Origin of the sequence: Streptomyces sp. P3 (assembly GCF_003032475.1) — a bacterium.
Taxonomy (GTDB): domain Bacteria; phylum Actinomycetota; class Actinomycetes; order Streptomycetales; family Streptomycetaceae; genus Streptomyces.
The window spans coordinates 138,048-156,201 of sequence record NZ_CP028369.1 but is presented as its reverse complement, the minus strand read 5'-3'; the positions used below and the strand labels follow the sequence as shown (position 1 = coordinate 156,201).

The window sequence follows — 18,154 nt, the reverse complement described above, 5'->3', positions numbered from 1 at the left end:
GGAGCAGGGTGCACGATCACAGAACGTATGCAACCCATTGTCGTTGTTTGCGTCAAGCGGCGAAAGGCAGTGGCGCGCACGCCACTGCCTTTCGTACCGGACACGTTCCTTGATTCTGCGTCAGATGCCGCCGCCGCCCGCGCCGGTGCCGTAGGAGCCGCCGACCGCGGCCGCGTTCAGGTCGTCGACCTTGTCGACGCCCAGCACCGCGCCCGTGCTGCGCTTGCTGCGCCGCAGGTATCGCTCCAGCCAGCTCGCGAAGCTCGTCAGGACGAAGTTCAGCGCGATGTAGATGATCGCGACGACGATGAAGCTCTGGATCACGTTGGCGTAGTTGGCCGCGAGCGTGCCGCGCGAGTTGAGCAGTTCGGGGAAGTTGAGCATCACGCCGCCCAGCGCGGTGTCCTTCACGATGACCACGAGCTGACTGACGATGGCCGGCAGCATCGCGGTGACCGCCTGCGGGAGCAGGATGCTGCTCATCGTCTGACCCTTGCGCAGACCGATGGCGTACGCCGCTTCCGTCTGGCCCTTGGGCAGGGACAGGATGCCCGCCTTGACGACCTCGGCGAGGACGGCCGCGTTGTAGAGCACCAGACCGGTGACGACGGCGTAGAGAGGCCGGTCCTCGCTGCTGACGTCCGTGTAGCGGGAGTAGAACTCGTTGGCGAACAGCATCAGCAGGAGTACCGGGATCGCCCGGAAGAACTCCACCACCGTGCCGGCCACGCCGCGCACCCAGCGGTGGTCGGACAGGCGAGCGATGCCGAAGACCGCTCCCAGCGGAAGGGCGATCACCATGGCCAGTGCCGCGGCCTTCAGCGTGTTGGCGAGGCCGGGAAGGAGGTACGTCGTCCACGCCTCCGACGTGGTGAACGGCTTCCACAACGCTGAGTCGAGCTGGCCCTTGTCGTCCATCTTCTGCCACACCCACCACAGGAGCAGCAGCAGTAGGACGGTGAAGACCACCGAGAAGAGGACGTTGCGCCGCTTGGCGCGAGGTCCGGGAGTGTCGTAGAGGACCGAGCTCATCGCTTCACCGCCAGTCGCTTGCCGAGCCAGCCCAGGATGAGGCCGGTCGGCAGGGTCAGAACCACGAACCCGAACGCGAAGACCGCGCCGATGAGCAGCGTCTGCGCCTCGTTCTCGATCATCGTCTTCATCAGGAGGGCGGCCTCGGCGACGCCGATGGCGGCCGCCACCGTGGTGTTCTTGGTCAGCGCGATCAGGACGTTGGCCAGCGGTCCGATGACCGAGCGGAAGGCCTGCGGAAGGACGACGAGCGTCAGGGTCTGACTGAAGCTCAGGCCGATGGCCCGGGCGGCCTCCGCCTGACCGAGCGGCACGGTGTTGATGCCGGAGCGGATCGCCTCGCACACGAACGCCGCGGTGTAGGCGGCCAGGCTGAGTACGGCCAGCCGGAAGCCCTGGATGTCGAAGTCCTTGGTTCCCATGGTCATGCCGAAGATGTCGGCGAGCCCGAGCGAGCTGAAGAGGACGATGACCGTCAGGGGGATGTTCCGGACGACGTTGACGTAGACGGTGCCGAACCCGCGCATCAGCGGAACCGGGCTCACCCGCATCGCGGCCAGCAGGGTGCCCCAGACCAGAGCGCCCACGGCGGAGACGGCGGTGAGCTTCACCGTCATCCAGAACGCCCCTAGGACGTCGTAACCATCAAGAAAGTCGAACACGATCTCCCGCGCTTCCGGCTGGGTGGCGTATGGGAAGGGCGCGGTGTGCCGCCGCCGGGATCGCGACGGGCGGCGGCACACCGCGGGAACCCCGCTGTGGCTGAGGTGTGGTTACGAGGCGTTCGGGACGATGACGCCGATCTTCGGGGCGGGCTCGTTCTTGTAGTCCGCCGGGCCGAAGTTGTCCTTGACGGCCTTGTCCCACGCGCCGTCGCTGACCATCTGCTCCAGCGCCTTGTTGATCTTGTCCACGGTCGCCGTGTCGCCCTTCTTGACACCGATGCCGTAGTTCTCGTTGCTGAGCTTGAGGCCCGCGAGCTTGAACTTGCCCTTGTACTGGTCCTGGGACGCGAAGCCCGCGAGGATCGAGTCGTCGGTGGTGACCGCGTCCACGGCGCCGCTCTGCAGGCCGGCGATGCACTCGGAGTAGGAACTGACCTGCTTGAGCTGCGCGTCCGGGGCGATCGTCTTCTTGACGTTCTGCGCCGAGGTCGACCCGGTCACGGAACACAGCCTCTTGCCGTTGAGGTCCGTGCCCTTGGAGATGTCCGAGTCTGACTTGACCAGCAGGTCCTGGTGGGCCAGCAGGTAGGGGCCCGCGAAGTCGACCTTCTTCTTGCGCTCGTCGTTGATCGAGTAGGTGGCGGCGATGAACTTCACGTCACCGCGCGCGAGGGCGTTCTCGCGGTCGGCGCTCTTGGTCTCGACGAACTCGATCTGGTCCGGCTGGTAGCCGAGCTGCTTGGCGACGTACGTGGCGACGTCCACGTCGAAGCCGGCGAAGGACCCGTCGGGCTTCTTCAGGCCGAGGCCCGGCTGGTCGTACTTGATGCCGACCTTGATCTTGCCGCCACCGCCGCTGCCCGCGCTGGCGCTGCTGCTCGTGTCGTCGTCCTTGCTGTCGCCGCCGCACGCGGTGGCGGTCAGGGCGAGGACGAGGGCTGCGGCCGAGGCGGCGGTGACCTTGCGAAGCTTCATGGTGACTTCCTTTTGAGAAGAGTGGTGAAGTTACTGCGAGCGGTGCGGGTTCCGTCGGTGCTACAGGTCAGTGGTGCAGGATCTTCGACAGGAAGTCCTTGGCACGGTCGCTGCGCGGATTACTGAAGAACTGGTCGGGCGCAGCCTCTTCGACGATGCGTCCGTCCGCCATGAACACCACGCGGTTTGCAGCCGATCGTGCGAAACCCATCTCATGGGTGACGACGATCATGGTCATGCCGTCCCGGGCCAGCTGCTGCATGACTTCGAGGACCTCGTTGATCATCTCGGGGTCCAGGGCCGACGTCGGCTCGTCGAAGAGCATGACCTTCGGGTCCATCGCCAGCGCCCGCGCGATGGCGACGCGCTGCTGCTGGCCGCCCGAGAGCTGTGCGGGGTACTTGTCGGCCTGGGTGCCCACGCCAACGCGGTCGAGCAGGGCGCGGGCCTTCGCCGCGGCCTGCGTCTTGTCGGCCTTGCGGACCTTGATCTGGCCGAGCATCACGTTCTCGAGCACGGTCTTGTGCGCGAACAGGTTGAACGACTGGAACACCATGCCGACGTCGGCGCGCAGCCGGGCCAGCGCCTTGCCCTCCTGGGGCAGCGGCTTTCCGTCGATCGAGATGGCGCCGTCGTCGATCGTCTCCAGGCGGTTGATCGTGCGGCACAGCGTCGACTTGCCGGACCCGGAGGGGCCGATGACCACGACGACCTCCCCGCGGGTGATCGTCAGGTCGATGTCCTGGAGAACGTGCAACGCGCCGAAGTGCTTGTTGACGCTCTTCAGGACGACCAGGTCACCGCTCGCGACCGCGTCCTCCTTGGTCACCGATACTTCGGTCATCGCTTCGGGGCTCCGTCCTCCTCGGTTGCGGAGGACAGTAGTGACCCGCCGCGACCAGCGTCATTACATCTGAGGGGAATCTGAGCATCACGATCCGATAGCAATCGGACACATGTCGTAGCACTTGCGACCTGCGCGCGTATCGGCCGAGTAACGGAAGTCCCGCGCAACCGGAACCTGCTTGACTGCGTCCTCGTCCATCGGCGTGACTGCCATGATGCACGCACGCGTGTGCCGCGGTTCTCCGGTACCGGAGAACCGAACACCCGTTTTCGTGAGTCAGACCGTTTGCCCGACGAACCGGAGGAGGCCGGGATGAGACTGCTTCTCGTCGAGGACGACAACCACGTCGCCGCCGCCCTGTCCGCGGTCCTCAAGCGGCACGGTTTCGACGTCACCCACGCGCGCAGCGGCGAGGAGGCGCTGCAGGCACTCGTCCCGGAGGGGCCCGGCTTCGGCGTCGTCCTGCTCGACCTGGGGCTGCCGGACCAGGACGGCTACGAGGTGTGCGGCAAGATCCGCAAGCGCACCGCCACGCCGGTGATCATGGTGACCGCCCGCTCCGACGTGCGCTCCCGCATCCACGGCCTCAACCTGGGCGCCGACGACTACGTGGTGAAGCCGTACGACACCGGGGAGCTGCTCGCCCGGATCCACGCCGTGAGCCGGCGCACCGTCCCCGAGGACGCGGCCGCCGAGGGGGAGAGCGCGCTGCGCCTCGGCCCCGTGCAGATCGAGCTGCCCACCCGGCGCGTCACGGTGGACGGCACGGCCGTCCAGCTGACCCGCAAGGAGTTCGACCTGCTGGCGCTCCTCGCACAGCGACCCGGCGTGGTCTTCCGGCGGGAGCAGATCATCAGCGAGGTGTGGCGCACCAGTTGGGAGGGGACCGGGCGCACCCTGGAGGTGCACGTGGCCTCGCTGCGCGCCAAGCTGCGCATGCCCGCGCTGATCGAGACGGTGCGCGGGGTCGGATACCGGCTCGTCGCCCCGGCCGCGTAGCGGGGATCACTGTTGCGTACGCGTCTGCTGCCGCTCCTCATCGTCCTGATGGCTGCCGTGCTGCTGGCCCTCGGGGTGCCGCTGGCCATCAGCGTGGCGGGCGCCGAGCAGCAGCGGGTGGTCGTCGACCGCATCGACGACACCGCGCGCTTCGCGGCGCTCGCCCAGTTCGTCACCGTCTCCTCGGGCGTGGACGATCCGACGTCGGCGTCCACGAACGAGCGGCGCGAGACGCTCGGCCGGGAACTCGCGAGCTACTACGACGTCTACGGCATTCGTGCCGGGGTCTTCTACACCACCGACACCCCCATGGCTCATGCTCCGCGCGACTGGTACCTCCCCGCATCGGGTGAGGTGCGGGACGCGTTCGAGGAGGCGTCGCTCAGCCGTCGCAGCCACGACCCCCGGCAGGTGTGGCCGTGGCAGCGCAACCGGCTCGTCGTGGCGTCGCCGGTCATCCGGGACGGCGACGTCGTCGCGGTCGTCGTCACCGACTCGCCCACCGGGGCGATGCGGTCGCGGATCCTGCACGGCTGGCTGGTGATCGGCGCCGGAGAGGCCGCGGCCATGCTGCTGGCCATCGGTGCCGCCCTGCGGCTGACCGGCTGGGTGCTGCGGCCGGTGCGCGTCCTGGACGCCACCACCCACGAGATCGCGAGCGGCCGTCTGAAGTCTCGGGTCGCGGTGGCCGGGGGCCCGCCGGAACTCAGGAGGCTGGCCGGCGCGTTCAACGAGATGGCGGACAACGTCGAGGACGTGCTGGAGCAGCAGCGTGCCTTCGTCGCCGACGCCTCACACCAGTTGCGCAACCCGCTCGCCGCCCTGCTGCTGCGCATCGAACTGCTGGGATACGAACTCCCGGAGGGCAACGAGGAGATCGCCTCCGTCCAGCACGAGGGCAGACGCCTCGCCCAGGTCCTGGACGACCTGCTGGACCTGGCCCTCGCCGAGCACGCCGAGGCCGACCTGCGGGTCACCGACATCGGCGCGCTGGCCGCCGAACGCGTCGCCGCCTGGGCGCCCACCGCCAAGGCCAAGGGGGTCCGGCTGGTGGGCGAATGCCCGCCCACCACGGCCTGGGCCGACCCGGTGACGCTGTCCAGCGCCCTGGACGCGGTGATCGACAACGCGGTGAAGTTCACCCCCGGGGGAGAGAGCGTCGAGGTCACGGTCACCGCCGACGGCGCGACCTCCTCGGTCGTCGTCACCGACAACGGGCCGGGGCTGACCGACGAGGAGCTCACGCGCGTGGGCGACCGCTTCTGGCGCAGCGGCCGTCACCAGAACGTCAAGGGCTCGGGGCTCGGCCTGTCCATCTCCCGTGCCCTGCTCGCGGCCGGCGGCGGCTCCCTGTCGTACGCCCGCCACGAGCCGAGCGGACTGACGGCGACGGTGTCGGTGCCCCGGTCGCCGACGTCGTAGCGTGAGCCTCTACGGCTTGACGGAGCGGTAGTAGCGACGGGCGCCCGCGTGCAGCGTGAGCGGGTCGGTGTAGATGGCCGTGCGCAGGTCGACCAGCTGGGCGGAGTGCACGTGCGCGCCGATGAGATCCCGGCTCCTGATGACGGTACGGGTCACCCACTCGGTGAGCCGGGGGTCCACGTCGGTGCGGGTTATCAGCAGGTTGGACACGGCGATCGTCGCCACGGTGGAGCCGTTCTGGATGGTGGGGTAGGCCGACTCGGGCATGTTCGTCGCCCGGTAGTAGCCGGTGGAGTCGTCCTGGTCGTGCATCTTGGCGACGAGCTCGGGGCTGATCGGCACGAACCGGAAGGTGAAACCGTCGGCCAGCTTCTCCAGTCCGGCCGTCGGCACCCCGCCCGACCAGAAGAACGCGTCGATCTTTCCCTGCTTGAGCTGCTCGGGGCCGGTGTCGATGCCCCGCTCCACCGCTCTGATGTCCTTGGCCGGGTCCAGGCCCGCCGCCTTGAGGACCCGCTCGGCGATCAGCCGCACGCCGGAGCGGGGCAGACCCGTCGCCACCGTCCTGCCCCGCAGGTCCGCGATGGACCGGATGTTCGAGTCCCGGGCCACCACCAGCTGGACGTAGTCGTCGTACAGCCGGGCCACCCCGCGCAGCCGGGCGGAGGGGCCGGGATGCTGCGTCTCGTACGTCTGCACCGCGTCGGCCGCGGCGATGGCGAAGTCGGCCTCGCCCGCCGCCACGCGCGCGACGTTCTCCGGCGACCCGTTGCTGGTCGACAGCTTCACGTCCAGGTCGGGCATGTCCTTGGCGAGCGCGGTGCGCAGCTGGGTGCCGTACGCGTAGTAGACGCCGCTCGTCGTGCCCGTGTTGAGGGTGATCGAACCGCTCGGCGGCTCCTCGCCCAGAGGCAGCAGCCACCACAGCAGCAGCCCGAGGACGACGACGCCGGCGGCCGTGCCCTGCAGGGCACGGCGCCTGCCGATGTGGAAGAACGACGGGGACATGAGCGCGATCCTGCCAGCCGGTACGCGGTGCTGGCCAGGGCGGGCTCACCGGGCAGGTTACCGAGGCGGTGACGGACGTGAGCGACGGACGTGAGCGACGGAGCGGAGGGGCGCAACGGGAGGGGCGAACGGGAGTGTCGGTGGCCGTCGATACAGTCGTGGCATGAGTTCCTCGCCCGCCGACCTGGTCCGTGAGTTCCACCGCGCCTTCGGGCTCGACGCCCGCAGCACGCCCACGCGGGTCTCGCCCGGGCTGGCCGCCCACCGCGGGGACCTGCTCGCCGAGGAGGCCGCGGAGGTCGCCGAGGTGTCGGTCACCGGCTCCCTGGACCGGCTGGCCCACGAACTGGCGGACGTCGTCTACGTCGCGTACGGCACGGCCCTGGTGCACGGGATCGACCTCGACGCCGTGCTCGCGGAGATCCACCGGTCCAACATGACCAAATTGGGACCGCACGGTCAGGTCGCCCGTCGCGCCGACGGCAAGGTCCTCAAGGGCGAGCACTACGAGGCTCCGGACGTGTCCGCGGTCCTGCGCCGCCAGGGGTGGGCCGACGGCGGGGAGTGATGCTGCCGGCGGGGCATGAGACCGCGAGGGCCGGGTGAGCCGGGTGGCGGGTCGGGCCTGGAACAGGGCGGCGGGTCGGGCCTGGAACCGGGTGGCGGGTCGGCCGTGGGCGGGTGTACGCCCTCTCTCCGCTTCCCCCGTCCCGCCCACTCGCCGTCTCCCCGCCTCAGTCACCCACGCGGGTCTGCGGGACAGGCTCGGGCAGCTGCGTCGGTGCGCCGTCGGCGCGGGGGCGTCCGCGTCGGGACCTGCGGGCCGCCAGGGGCTCAGTGTAGCGGGCCGTGAGGGGGCCCACGATGACGAGGATCAGGACGTAAGCCGTCGCCAGCGGACCGAGTGAAGGCTCGATTCCCGCGGTGACCGCGAGACCGGCGATGACGATCGAGAACTCCCCGCGCGCCACCAGCGCACCGCCCGCCCGCCACCGTCCCTTGACCGAGATCCCGGCGCGCCGGGCCGCCCAGTATCCCGTGGCGATCTTCGTGGCCGCGGTGACGACCGCCAGGGCGAGCGCCGGGGCGAGAACGGGAGGGATGCTCGCCGGATCGGTGTGCAGGCCGAAGAACACGAAGAAGACGGCGGCGAACAGGTCGCGCAGTGGGCTCAGCAGGGTGTGCGCCCCCTCGGCGACCTCCCCGGAGAGCGCGATGCCCACCAGGAACGCCCCCACCGCCGCCGACACCTGCAGCTGCTGCGCCACCCCGGCGACCAGGATCGTCAGCCCCAATACCACCAGGAGCAGTTTCTCCGGGTCGTCGCTGGACACGAAACGGGAGATGACCCGCCCGTAGCGCACCGCGGCGAAGAGCACGAGGCCCGCGGCGCCCAGCGCGATCGCCAGGGTCACGCTGCCGGCCGCCAAGCCCACCCCGGCCACCAGGGCGGTGACGATGGGCAGATAGACGGCCATGGCCAGGTCCTCCAGGACCAGCACGCTGAGGATCACCGGCGTCTCCCGGTTGCCGACCCGGCCCAGGTCGCCGAGCACCTTGGCGATCACTCCGGACGACGAGATCCAGGTGACGCCCGCCAGCACCACCGCCGCCACCGGCCCCCAGCCCAGCAGCAGCGCGGCGGCCGCGCCCGGCACGGCGTTGAGGGCGCAGTCGACGAGGCCGGAGGGGTAGTGGGCCTTGAGGTTGGAGATCAGATCGCTCGCCGTGTACTCCAGGCCGAGCATCAGCAGCAACAGGATGACGCCGATCTCGGCGCCGGTGGCGACGAACTCCTCGCTCGCGCCGAGCGGCAGCAGCCCGCCCTCGCCGAAGGCCAGACCCGCCAGCAGGTAGAGCGGGATCGGCGAGAACCGGAATCGGGCCGCGAACCGGCCGAGCAGGCCGAGCCCGAGGATGATGGAACCGAATTCGATCAGCAGAACCGCGGAGTGCACTCGCTCACTCCCGCCCGAGGACTGCCGCGGCCGCGTCCACGCCCTCGCGGGTGCCGATGACGATGAGCGTGTCGCCTCCCGCGAGACGGAAGTCGGGCGCCGGGGACGGAATGGCCTCGGCCCGCCGCAGCACCGCCACGATCGAGGCGCCGGTCTCGGTGCGCATCCGGGTGTCGCCCAGCAGCCGCCCGTTCCAGCGGGAGGTCGCCGCCACCTCCACGCGCTCGGCGACCAGCCCCAGATCCGTCGTGTACAGCAGGCTCGCGCTGTGGTGGGACGGCGTCAGCGCGTCGATCAGTGAGCCGGCCTCGGCGGCTGTCAGGCGCACGGATCCGGCGCAGGAGTCGGGGTCGTCGGCCCGGTACACGTTGACGGTGCGGGCACCGTCGCGGTGCGCAACGACCGACAGGTGGCGTTGCTCCCGCGTCACGAGGTCGTACTGGACTCCGATGCCTGGCAGCGGAGTCGTCCGGAGGCGTGGAGCAGGCACGTTTCTTCCCCTTGTCGATCGTCGGCTGGTCGTTCAGTCGCCGCGGTCGTCCCGCGCTCGCCCGCCCGCCGGTGCTCACCGGAGGGCGCCGGCCGTCGTCGGTCGGCACCGAGCGCTCGCGTGACGCCCGTTCGCCTGACGTCCGGTCCGTGACGTCTCCCACGGGTGCCCGCGCCGCCATGCTGCCATTCCGCCGTACGGTGACGACAGGGTGTCGTGACGGATGGACAGGGCCGGCTCCGCACGGCGAGGCCGGCCACGGCGGCGCCATGGAGAGCCGACCGGGACGGCGGCATGCGCGACCGGCTGGAGCCGGCCCGCACCCGCTACACGATCCGCGCCCTCCTCATCGACCCCTGAGGTGTCGCCGACCGTCCCCGCGCATCACGGGGAACGGGCGTTCTCCGGGACCGCCTACCCTTGACGCATGACCAGCAGCAGTGACCGGAGCCTCGCCGTGGACGCGCCCGCACCCAAGAGCTACGAAATCCGCACTTACGGGTGCCAGATGAACGTCCATGACTCCGAGCGATTGTCCGGACTGCTCGAAGAGGCCGGGTACGTGCGCGCCCCCGAGGGGGCGGACGGCGACGCGGACGTCGTGGTCTTCAACACCTGCGCGGTGCGCGAGAACGCCGACAACCGGCTGTACGGCAACCTCGGCCGGCTCGCGCCGCGCAAGGCGAGCCGGCCCGGCATGCAGATCGCGGTCGGCGGCTGCCTGGCGCAGAAGGACCGCGACACCATCGTCAAGAAGGCGCCCTGGGTGGACGTCGTCTTCGGCACGCACAACATCGGCAAGCTCCCGGTGCTGCTGGAACGCGCGCGCGTGCAGGAAGAGGCGCAGGTCGAGATCGCCGAGTCGCTCGAGGCCTTCCCCTCCACGCTGCCCACGCGGCGCGAGAGCGCCTATGCGGCCTGGGTGTCCATCTCCGTGGGCTGCAACAACACCTGCACCTTCTGCATCGTTCCGGCGCTGCGCGGCAAGGAGAAGGACCGGCGCACCGGCGACATCCTCGCCGAGATCGAGGCGCTGGTCGGCGAGGGCGTCAGCGAGATCACGCTGCTCGGCCAGAACGTCAACGCCTACGGCTCCGACATCGGCGACCGCGAGGCCTTCGGCAAGCTGCTGCGCGCGTGCGGCGCGATCGAGGGCCTGGAGCGCGTCCGCTTCACCTCCCCGCACCCGCGCGACTTCACGGACGACGTCATCGCCGCCATGGCCGAGACGCCCAACGTGATGCCTCAGCTGCACATGCCGCTGCAGTCCGGCTCGGACACGGTCCTGAAGGCGATGCGCCGCTCCTACCGGCAGGAGCGCTACCTCGGGATCATCGAGAAGGTGCGCGCCGCCATCCCGCACGCGGCTATCACCACCGACATCATCGTGGGCTTCCCCGGCGAGACCGAGGAGGACTTCGAGCAGACGCTGCACGCGGTGCGCGAGGCGCGCTTCGCGCAGGCGTTCACCTTCCAGTACTCCAAGCGCCCCGGCACGCCGGCCGCGACCATGGAGGGCCAGATCCCCAAGGAGGTCGTGCAGGCGCGCTACGAGCGCCTCGTCGCCCTCCAGGAGGAGATCTCCTGGGAGGAGAACAAGAAGCAGGTCGGCCGCACCCTGGAGCTGATGGTCGCCGAGGGCGAGGGCCGCAAGGACGGCGCCACCCACCGCCTCTCCGGCCGCGCCCCCGACAACCGCCTGGTCCACTTCACCAAGCCGGAGCAGGAGGTCCGCCCCGGCGACGTGGTGACCGTGGAGGTCACCTACGCAGCCCCGCACCATCTCCTCGCCGAGGGCGCCGTCCTCGACGTGCGCCGCACGCGCGCGGGAGACGCCTGGGAGAGGCGCACCGCCGAGAAGGCGGCGAAGCCGGCGGGCGTGATGCTGGGTCTGCCGAAGATCGGCGCCCCGGAGCCAGTGCCGGCGGCCGCGGCGACCGGCTGCGGCTGCGACTGACGGCCTGACACGGGCGGGGCGGGCGGAGGCGACCGCGGGCCGGCCGTCCCCGTGCGCGCGATCGTCGCCCCGTCGGCCTTGGCGGCTTTGTGATCCTCAGGCCTGAGGATGGGTCCGATCGAGGGCCGCCGCCGGGGTGTCCCGCGGGGTTACCCTGCCGATCATGCTTGTCGCTGCCGCAGTCTGCCCCTGCCCGCCGCTCCTCGTGCCCGAGGTCGCCGCGGGCGCCGCGCCCGAGCTGGACCCCGTGCGCACCGCCTGTTCCGACGCGCTGGCCGTGCTGGCGGCCGCCCGGGCGGACCGGCTCGTCGTCGTCGGGCCGGCCGAGCAGTCGGGCCGCGGCCCGCACCCGGAGGGCGCCCGGGGTTCCTTCCAGGGCTTCGGAGTGGATCTCGCCGTCCGGCTGGGCCGCGGCGGCGCGGACACGCCCGCCGGACGTGAGCTGCCGCCGTCCCTCGCGGTGGCGGCCTGGCTGCTCGAGCGGGCCGACTGGTCGGGCGCCCCCGTGGAGGGCCTGGGCGTGGGCGAGTCGCTCGCAGCCGAGCGTTGCGTCGAGGCCGGCCGGCGGATCGGCGGGTCGGCGGGGCGGGTCGCCCTCCTGGTGATGGGCGACGGCAGTGCGTGCCGGACGCTGAAGGCCCCGGGTTACCTCGACGAGCGTGCGGCTCCGTTCGACGCGGCGGTCGCCCGGGCGCTCGGCACGGCGGACGTCGAGGCCCTCATGGCACTGGACGCCGAGCAGGCACACGAGCTCAAGGCGGCGGGCCGGGCGCCCTGGCAGGTGCTGGCGGGCGCCGCCGAGGGCACGGAGCCGGCCGGCGCCCTGCTGTACGAGGACGCGCCGTACGGCGTGGGGTACGTGGTCGCCACCTGGTCGTAGCCGCGCGTGCGCGAAGTCCGGGCACAGCACGGCGGACGGGCGCGCGCGTGTGAAACGCGGCCGCCCGCCGTTCGCGGGTCGGCGCAGAGGTCGCTCAGGAGGCAGGCGGGGGCGTCTTCGGCGGAGTGAAGGTGTCGCCGCCCCCCGCTGAGCCGTCCTTGTGCGCGAGCCGGTCCATGGCGCCCTTGGCCTTGCCGGTGCCCGTGTGGATCCTGTCGCTGTACTTGCCCCTGGTCTTCTCGTCGACGACGTGCGCGGCCTTGTCGATGCCGTGCTGGATCTTGTCCCCGTGCTGGAGCGCGAGGTCCGAGACCTTGCCTTTGGCCGGGGTGAGCTTGCTCTTCAAACTGTGCAAGAGACCCATGGGTCACCTTCCTCGCGGGTTCCTCACGTGCGGGCGCCGTCGTCCGCCGCGCTGTCGGCGGCCTCCTCGGCGGACGGCTGCCGGGGGATTCCGACGCCTTCGCCGGCGGCCTCTTCCGTCTCGCTCTCCGGTTGCGGCCCCGTCTTCGACGAGGCTGTCGGCTCGGTCCCCGTCCCGGGCGTCGGCGACCGGGTCGTCGGCATCGGTCCCGGCGGGCTGCGGTGCCGGGCAGGTCTCGGCCGGCTGCTGCGCCTCCTCGGCGGTCGTCGCCTCCTCCGTGGCGGCTCCCTCCTCCGGCGCCTCCTCCGAAGCCTTCGACCTTCCGAAAAGTCGCTCCAAAACGCTCATATCTACTCCATACGGTACTCGTACGGGCGAAATCCCGCGTCGGCCGGTGCGTCCGTTCGCGCCGCCGAAGGCCGCCGCTCGCGCCAGGGCGACGGGAATCCGGCAACGGGGAACGACGCCGCACGTGTCCCGTCACGTAACTCGTTCGAGGGTGGGCGCGGACGTTTGCGAGACTGGTGGCGTGAGCAGCGCACCCCCCGCCCCCCGCGTCATCGCCGTCGTCGGACCGACCGCGGCCGGAAAGTCCGATCTGGGCGTCTTCCTGGCCCAGCGGCTCGGCGGCGAGGTCGTCAACGCCGACTCCATGCAGCTCTACCGAGGGATGGACATCGGCACCGCCAAACTGACGGCCGAGGAGCGCTGCGGCGTCCCGCACCACCTCCTGGACGTCTGGGACGTCACGGTCACCGCGTCCGTCGCCGAGTACCAGCGGCTGGCGCGGGAGCGCATCGACGCCCTGCTCGCCGCGGGCAGGTGGCCGATTCTGGTCGGCGGCTCCGGCCTGTACGTCCGCGGCGCCGTCGACAACCTGGAGTTCCCCGGCACCGACCCCGAGGTCCGCGCCCGGCTGGAGGAGGAGCTCACGCTGCGAGGTTCGGGAGCCCTGCACGCCCGGCTGGCCGCGGCCGACCCGGAGGCCGCGCAGGCGATCCTGCCCGGCAACGGCCGCCGTATCGTCCGGGCGCTCGAGGTGATCGAGATCACCGGTAAGCCCTTCACCGCCAATCTGCCCGGACATGACTCGGTCTACGACACAGTCCAGATCGGCGTGGACGTGGCCCGCCCGGAACTCGACGAACGCATCGCCCGCCGCGTCGACCGGATGTGGGACGCGGGACTGGTGGACGAGGTCCGCGCGCTGGAGGCCCAGGGCCTGCGCGCGGGCCGTACGGCCTCACGCGCGCTCGGCTATCAGCAGGTCCTCACGGCCCTGAGTGGCGAGTGCACGCAGGACGAGGCGCGCGCGGAGACCGTGCGCGCCACCAAGCGCTTCGCACGCCGTCAGGATTCGTGGTTCAGGCGCGATCCGCGGGTGCACTGGTTGAGCGGGGCTGCGGCTGATCTCACGGAACTGCCGGAGTCCGCACTGGCGTTCGTGGAGCGACCGGTCACAGCCTGATCACGTCATTGCATCGGGACGCCCAGGCCGTCATCCAGGCCTCCCGCGCCGTGCCATCATCGAGCTTCGATCGACCAAGTGGAGTCCGAGTTGGGAGGGCGCGTGGCGATGGAGGCCGGCCCTCGCGACACCGCACACGGCACCGAACACCTCACCACCGAGCGTGGTGAGACGGAGCCGGAGGAAGGCCGTCTGAGCCCGGACGGGCCGGACGAGGACGACACCCGGGGCGGCGTCAGCGACGACGGTCCCGAGCCCGAGGAGATGTTCGCGAGCGGCCCCGAGGTGGAGGTCGAGCTGCGCCCGCAGCGCCGGCTGCGGATCTGGCAGCTCGCACCCATCGTGGCCCTCGCCGCCATCGGCTCCCTGATGTTCGCCTTCCCGCTCGCCTTCGACTTCGGCGACAGCGGCGCCATGATCGCCATGCTCGGGCTGCTGATCTGCTTCTGCGCGGCCGGATGGGGCATGACGGCCGCCCGCCGCGTCGGTTACACGTGGCCCGGGCTGCCCCCGCGCGGCTCCGGGCGCAGACCCGACTGGCGGGTCGCCCTCGCCTACGTCGTGATGGTCGCGGCGGTGGTGGCGCTGGCCGTCTGGCGGGTCGCCAGGCTGCGCTGAGCCTGCCGCGCGGCACGCCGTACGATCGAGGAATGAGCACCCGGATCGCCTTCCTCAAGGGGCACGGGACCGAGAACGACTTCGTGATCGTCCCGGACCCCGAGAACGCCGTAGACCTCTCCCCGGCCCATGTCGCAGCCCTGTGCGACCGCCGCGCGGGCATCGGGGCGGACGGGGTGCTGCACGTCGTGCGGTCCGCGGCGCACCCCGAGGCCGGGCACATGGCCGCCGAGGCGGAGTGGTTCATGGACTACCGCAACGGCGACGGCTCCGTCGCCGAGATGTGCGGCAACGGAGCCCGCGTCTTCGCGCGCTATCTCCAGTACGCCGGACTCGTCACCGACGGCGACCTCGCGATCGCCACCCGCGGCGGCGTGAAGCGCGTGCACCTCGCAAAGAACGGCGACGTCACGGTCGGCATGGGCAGGGCCCGCCTGCCCGAGGGCGACGTCACGGTGAGCGTCGGGGAGCGCAGCTGGCCCGCTCGCAACGTGAACATGGGCAACCCGCACGCCGTCGCCTTCGTGGACGACCTCGCACACGCCGGCGCCCTGCTCTCCCCGCCGCCCTTCAGCCCAGCCGCCGCCTACCCGGACGGGGTCAACGTCGAGTTCGTCGTGGACCGCGGCCCGCGGCATGTCGCCCTGCGCGTGCACGAGCGCGGCTCCGGCGAGACCCGCTCGTGCGGCACGGGCGCGTGCGCCGTCGCCGTGGCCGCCGCGCGCAGGGACGGCGCCGACCCGGCGGCCACCGGAACCCCCGTCATGTACACGGTCGATGTGCCGGGCGGACGTCTGGTGATCACCGAGCGACCCGACGGGGAGATCGAGATGACGGGGCCTGCCGTGATCGTCGCCACAGGAGAGATCGATGCCGAGTGGCTGGAAACAGCCCTTCGGTGACGCTGTGGAGGCTTCGTATCGGAGGCGAGGCACGGCCCGGAGCAATCATCAGGGCCTCCTCGTCCCGATCACGGGGTGCGAATGCCCGATCGAGCTCAGCCTCGGTGGCTCGAAATCGTAAACCTTCGATCCATCGCTCGAATGGGTGATCCGTTTCACGCTCGGCGAGAGGCGGTCGGTCGCACGTGATGGGCTCGGTAGCATCAAGCACCGGCCCGGACGGGGGACCGTTCAACCAGTCCCCTGAGCCGTGTCCGCCCTGGGACACCCCGTCCGCCGGTCGACGCAGCCGGAGGTACCCATGAGTGCGGAGGCCACGAACCCTGCGACCCCAGGCCCGGTAACCCCGGCCACGCCCCGCAGGCGCAGCCTTCCCCGGATCGACCTGCGCCGCCTGGGCCGGGCCGCGCTGCTCGGTCCCGCCTCCCGCGGCCGGCTGCCCGACGCGATCAGCCACGTCGTCGAGGTCCATCGCGCGCACCACCCCGACGCCGACCTCGAACCCCTGCGACGCGCCTATGTGCTCGCCGAGTCCTCGCACCGCGGGCAGATGCGCAAGAGCGGCGAGCCCTACATCACCCACCCTCTTGCGGTGACGTTGATCCTCGCCGAACTCGGCGCGGAGACCACCGCCCTGACGGCCTCACTCCTCCACGACACCGTCGAGGACACCGATGTGACGCTCGATCAGGTCGGCGAGGAGTTCGGCGCCGAGGTGCGCTATCTCGTCGACGGCGTCACCAAGTTGGAGAAGGTCGACTACGGCGCGGCCGCCGAACCCGAGACGTTCCGCAAGATGCTCGTCGCCACCGGCAACGACGTCCGCGTGATGTCGATCAAACTCGCCGACCGGCTGCACAACATGCGCACCCTCGGCGTGATGCGCCCCGAGAAACAGGCGCGCATCGCCAAGGTGACCCGTGACGTCCTCATCCCGCTCGCCGAACGCCTCGGCGTCCAGGCCCTCAAGACGGAGCTGGAAGACCTCGTCTTCGCGATCCTGCACCCCGAGGAGTACGCGCACACCCGCGAGCTGATCGCCGGCAACGCCGCGCAGGAGACCGACCCGCTCGCCGAGTTCTCCGACGTGATGCGCACGGTGCTGCGCGAGGCCGGCATCCAGGCCGAAGTCCTCATCCGGCCACGGCACTTCGTCTCCGTCCACCGGGTCTCCCGCAAACGCGGCCGGCTGCGGGGCTGCGACTTCGGCCGGCTGCTGGTGCTGGTGAACGAGGACGCCGACTGCTACGCCGTGCTGGGCGAACTGCACACCTGTATGACGCCGGTCGTCTCGGAGTTCAAGGACTTCATCGCGGTGCCCAAGTTCAACCTGTACCAGTCGCTGCACACCGCGGTGGCCCGCGAGGACGGCCAGGTCGCGGAAGTCCTCATCCGCACACACCAGATGCACAAGGTCGCCGAGGCCGGCGTCATCGCGCTCGGCAACCCCTACACGGCCTCCGCGGACGAACAGAGCGGCCCGGGCGCGCCCGCGGACGAGGAACGCGTCGACCCCACCCGGCCCGGCTGGCTCTCCCGGCTCCTCGACTGGCAGGAGGCCGCGCCCGATCCCGACACCTTCTGGTCGACCCTGCGCGAGGACCTCGCCCAGGACCGCGAGATCACCGTCTACCGCCCCGACGGCGGCGCCCTCGGCCTGCCCGAGGGAGCCACCTGCGTGGACGCCGCCTACGCGCAGTACGGCGAAGACGCCCACGCCTGCATCGGCGCCCGGGTGAACGGCCGGCTGGCGACCCTCAGCACCGTCCTGCGGGACGGCGACACCGTCCAGCTCCTCATGGGCCAGGACCCCGCCTCGGAACCCTCCCGGGAATGGCTGGAGCACGCCCACACCCCCGCCGCCCGGATCGCCATCCAGCGCTGGCTGACCACGCACCCGGCGCCCGCCGAGGACGCCCCCGCCGAACCCGTCGCCGGCCCCGCCGAGACCGCACAGCCGGCCCTTCGGTCCTCGGCCGACACCGCCCCGGCGGACCCGTCCGCCCCGCGCCCCGGAGCCGCCGTCACCGTCGTCGACCGGCCCGAAGCGAACGTCCGGCTCGCCGGGTGCTGCACGCCCGTCCCGCTCGACGAGGTCACCGGCTTCTCGGTGCGCGGGGGAGTGGTGACCGTGCACCGCGTCGAGTGCGCCGCCGTGGCGCGCATGGCGGACGCGGGGCGCGAGGAGGTCACCGTGAGCTGGGGCGACACCACCGGATGCCGTGTCACCCTGGTCGCCGAGTCGTTCGGACGCCCCCACCTGCTCGCCGACCTCACCGAGGCCATGGCGCTCGAGGGCGCCGAGATCGTCTCCGCCACCGTCGAACCACCGACCCAGCAGCGGGTACGTCACACCTACACCGTCCAACTGCCCGACGCGGCCCACCTGCCCGCCCTGCTGCGGGCCATGCGCGACGTGCCCGGCGTGTACGACGTGGGGCGCGCGCAGCACCACGCCGCGGCCCCCTCCGGGACGAGGTAGGTCTGCCCACGCGCGCGGGAGCCACCCGTTCGAGTGGGCCGGGCGCGCGTCGCCGACGCGGCACCCACGCCCGCTGGTAGCGGTGGT

At 71.2% G+C, this 18,154-nt stretch carries 19 protein-coding genes; 10 read left to right on the top strand and 9 right to left on the bottom strand.

From position 1 onward, the window contains the following. Positions 1-120 precede the first annotated feature (120 nt). From C6376_RS00540 to C6376_RS00525, 4 genes are all read right to left on the bottom strand, one after another. The gene (locus C6376_RS00540; RefSeq protein ID WP_107441589.1) at positions 121-1,032 is read right to left on the bottom strand and encodes an amino acid ABC transporter permease; all 912 of its coding nucleotides are present in this window, start codon (positions 1,030-1,032) and stop codon (positions 121-123) included. After that, positions 1,029-1,694: an amino acid ABC transporter permease gene (locus tag C6376_RS00535; protein ID WP_107441588.1), complete on the bottom strand. Its 666-nt coding sequence runs from the start codon at positions 1,692-1,694 to the stop codon at positions 1,029-1,031. The genes C6376_RS00540 and C6376_RS00535 overlap by 4 nt, the downstream gene beginning before the upstream one ends. A gap of 111 nt (positions 1,695-1,805) precedes the next feature. Further along, on the bottom strand, positions 1,806-2,672 hold the full coding sequence (locus C6376_RS00530; RefSeq protein ID WP_107441587.1) for a glutamate ABC transporter substrate-binding protein: 867 nt from the start codon (positions 2,670-2,672) through the stop codon (positions 1,806-1,808). A gap of 67 nt (positions 2,673-2,739) precedes the next feature. After that, positions 2,740-3,516 carry an amino acid ABC transporter ATP-binding protein gene (locus C6376_RS00525; protein WP_107441586.1) on the bottom strand — a complete coding sequence of 259 codons (777 nt, stop codon included), beginning with the start codon at positions 3,514-3,516 and terminating at the stop codon, positions 2,740-2,742. 315 nt (positions 3,517-3,831) lie between these two features. On the opposite strand from C6376_RS00525, the gene C6376_RS00520 reads away from it, so the two are divergent. Beyond that, positions 3,832-4,518, top strand: coding sequence for a response regulator transcription factor (locus tag C6376_RS00520; RefSeq protein ID WP_107441585.1), 687 nt, complete (start codon positions 3,832-3,834; stop codon positions 4,516-4,518). A 12-nt stretch (positions 4,519-4,530) separates the two neighbouring features. Beyond that, on the top strand, positions 4,531-5,940 hold the full coding sequence (locus C6376_RS00515) for a HAMP domain-containing sensor histidine kinase (RefSeq protein ID WP_107441584.1): 1,410 nt from the start codon (positions 4,531-4,533) through the stop codon (positions 5,938-5,940). Between the two features lie 9 nt (positions 5,941-5,949). Here the strand turns inward: C6376_RS00515 and C6376_RS00510 are convergent, their stop codons facing one another. Next, positions 5,950-6,948, bottom strand: coding sequence for a TAXI family TRAP transporter solute-binding subunit (locus C6376_RS00510; protein WP_107441583.1), 999 nt, complete (start codon positions 6,946-6,948; stop codon positions 5,950-5,952). A 163-nt stretch (positions 6,949-7,111) separates the two neighbouring features. On the opposite strand from C6376_RS00510, the gene C6376_RS00505 reads away from it, so the two are divergent. Then, positions 7,112-7,516 carry a MazG nucleotide pyrophosphohydrolase domain-containing protein gene (locus C6376_RS00505; RefSeq protein WP_107441582.1) on the top strand — a complete coding sequence of 135 codons (405 nt, stop codon included), beginning with the start codon at positions 7,112-7,114 and terminating at the stop codon, positions 7,514-7,516. A 166-nt stretch (positions 7,517-7,682) separates the two neighbouring features. Here the strand turns inward: C6376_RS00505 and C6376_RS00500 are convergent, their stop codons facing one another. Beyond that, positions 7,683-8,906 (bottom strand): cation:proton antiporter, encoded by a 1,224-nt coding sequence (locus C6376_RS00500; RefSeq protein ID WP_107441581.1) that lies wholly within the window; start codon positions 8,904-8,906, stop codon positions 7,683-7,685. 4 nt (positions 8,907-8,910) lie between these two features. After that, positions 8,911-9,396 (bottom strand): cation:proton antiporter regulatory subunit, encoded by a 486-nt coding sequence (locus tag C6376_RS00495; RefSeq protein ID WP_107441580.1) that lies wholly within the window; start codon positions 9,394-9,396, stop codon positions 8,911-8,913. Between the two features lie 216 nt (positions 9,397-9,612). On the opposite strand from C6376_RS00495, the gene C6376_RS43650 reads away from it, so the two are divergent. The 3 genes from C6376_RS43650 (at position 9,613) to C6376_RS00485 (ending at position 12,233) form a co-directional block, all read left to right on the top strand. Next, positions 9,613-9,756 (top strand): hypothetical protein, encoded by a 144-nt coding sequence (locus tag C6376_RS43650; protein WP_159083132.1) that lies wholly within the window; start codon positions 9,613-9,615, stop codon positions 9,754-9,756. A gap of 67 nt (positions 9,757-9,823) precedes the next feature. Continuing rightward, positions 9,824-11,353, top strand: coding sequence for a tRNA (N6-isopentenyl adenosine(37)-C2)-methylthiotransferase MiaB (gene miaB, locus C6376_RS00490; protein WP_107441579.1), 1,530 nt, complete (start codon positions 9,824-9,826; stop codon positions 11,351-11,353). A 163-nt stretch (positions 11,354-11,516) separates the two neighbouring features. Continuing rightward, the gene (locus tag C6376_RS00485; RefSeq protein WP_107448700.1) at positions 11,517-12,233 is read left to right on the top strand and encodes a class III extradiol dioxygenase subunit B-like domain-containing protein; all 717 of its coding nucleotides are present in this window, start codon (positions 11,517-11,519) and stop codon (positions 12,231-12,233) included. Positions 12,234-12,327: 94 nt separating this feature from the next. Here C6376_RS00485 and C6376_RS00480 read toward each other — a convergent pair whose 3' ends face one another. Further along, positions 12,328-12,597, bottom strand: a complete 270-nt coding sequence (locus C6376_RS00480; protein WP_107441578.1) for an antitoxin — start codon at positions 12,595-12,597, stop codon at positions 12,328-12,330. Positions 12,598-12,620: 23 nt separating this feature from the next. Beyond that, the gene (locus tag C6376_RS44915; RefSeq protein WP_159083131.1) at positions 12,621-12,800 is read right to left on the bottom strand and encodes a gliding motility protein; all 180 of its coding nucleotides are present in this window, start codon (positions 12,798-12,800) and stop codon (positions 12,621-12,623) included. A 326-nt stretch (positions 12,801-13,126) separates the two neighbouring features. On the opposite strand from C6376_RS44915, the gene miaA reads away from it, so the two are divergent. From miaA to C6376_RS00455, 4 genes are all read left to right on the top strand, one after another. Beyond that, positions 13,127-14,065, top strand: a complete 939-nt coding sequence (gene miaA, locus C6376_RS00470) for a tRNA (adenosine(37)-N6)-dimethylallyltransferase MiaA (RefSeq protein WP_107441576.1) — start codon at positions 13,127-13,129, stop codon at positions 14,063-14,065. Positions 14,066-14,173: 108 nt separating this feature from the next. Continuing rightward, entirely contained in the window at positions 14,174-14,683 is a 510-nt protein-coding gene (locus C6376_RS00465; protein WP_107441575.1) for a hypothetical protein, read from the top strand. Between the two features lie 32 nt (positions 14,684-14,715). Beyond that, positions 14,716-15,585: a diaminopimelate epimerase gene (gene dapF / locus C6376_RS00460; protein ID WP_107441574.1), complete on the top strand. Its 870-nt coding sequence runs from the start codon at positions 14,716-14,718 to the stop codon at positions 15,583-15,585. Between the two features lie 301 nt (positions 15,586-15,886). Next, positions 15,887-18,067 carry a bifunctional (p)ppGpp synthetase/guanosine-3',5'-bis(diphosphate) 3'-pyrophosphohydrolase gene (locus tag C6376_RS00455; protein ID WP_107441573.1) on the top strand — a complete coding sequence of 727 codons (2,181 nt, stop codon included), beginning with the start codon at positions 15,887-15,889 and terminating at the stop codon, positions 18,065-18,067. Positions 18,068-18,154 lie beyond the last annotated feature (87 nt).

Bases quoted from the DNA above. Each gene is read 5' to 3' on its own strand.
- C6376_RS00485 (WP_107448700.1), top strand. From the start codon at position 11,517: ATGCTTGTCGCTGCCGCAGTCTGCCCCTGCCCGCCGCTCCTCGTGCCC.
- C6376_RS00465 (WP_107441575.1), top strand. From the start codon at position 14,174: ATGGAGGCCGGCCCTCGCGACACCGCACACGGCACCGAACACCTCACC.
- miaB (WP_107441579.1), top strand. From the start codon at position 9,824: ATGACCAGCAGCAGTGACCGGAGCCTCGCCGTGGACGCGCCCGCACCC.
- C6376_RS00540 (WP_107441589.1), bottom strand. From the start codon at position 1,032: ATGAGCTCGGTCCTCTACGACACTCCCGGACCTCGCGCCAAGCGGCGC.
- C6376_RS00525 (WP_107441586.1), bottom strand. From the start codon at position 3,516: ATGACCGAAGTATCGGTGACCAAGGAGGACGCGGTCGCGAGCGGTGAC.
- dapF (WP_107441574.1), top strand. From the start codon at position 14,716: ATGAGCACCCGGATCGCCTTCCTCAAGGGGCACGGGACCGAGAACGAC.
- C6376_RS00455 (WP_107441573.1), top strand. From the start codon at position 15,887: ATGAGTGCGGAGGCCACGAACCCTGCGACCCCAGGCCCGGTAACCCCG.
- C6376_RS00520 (WP_107441585.1), top strand. From the start codon at position 3,832: ATGAGACTGCTTCTCGTCGAGGACGACAACCACGTCGCCGCCGCCCTG.
- C6376_RS00510 (WP_107441583.1), bottom strand. From the start codon at position 6,948: ATGTCCCCGTCGTTCTTCCACATCGGCAGGCGCCGTGCCCTGCAGGGC.
- C6376_RS00480 (WP_107441578.1), bottom strand. From the start codon at position 12,597: ATGGGTCTCTTGCACAGTTTGAAGAGCAAGCTCACCCCGGCCAAAGGC.
- C6376_RS00505 (WP_107441582.1), top strand. From the start codon at position 7,112: ATGAGTTCCTCGCCCGCCGACCTGGTCCGTGAGTTCCACCGCGCCTTC.
- C6376_RS44915 (WP_159083131.1), bottom strand. From the start codon at position 12,800: ATGCCGACGACCCGGTCGCCGACGCCCGGGACGGGGACCGAGCCGACA.
- C6376_RS00530 (WP_107441587.1), bottom strand. From the start codon at position 2,672: ATGAAGCTTCGCAAGGTCACCGCCGCCTCGGCCGCAGCCCTCGTCCTC.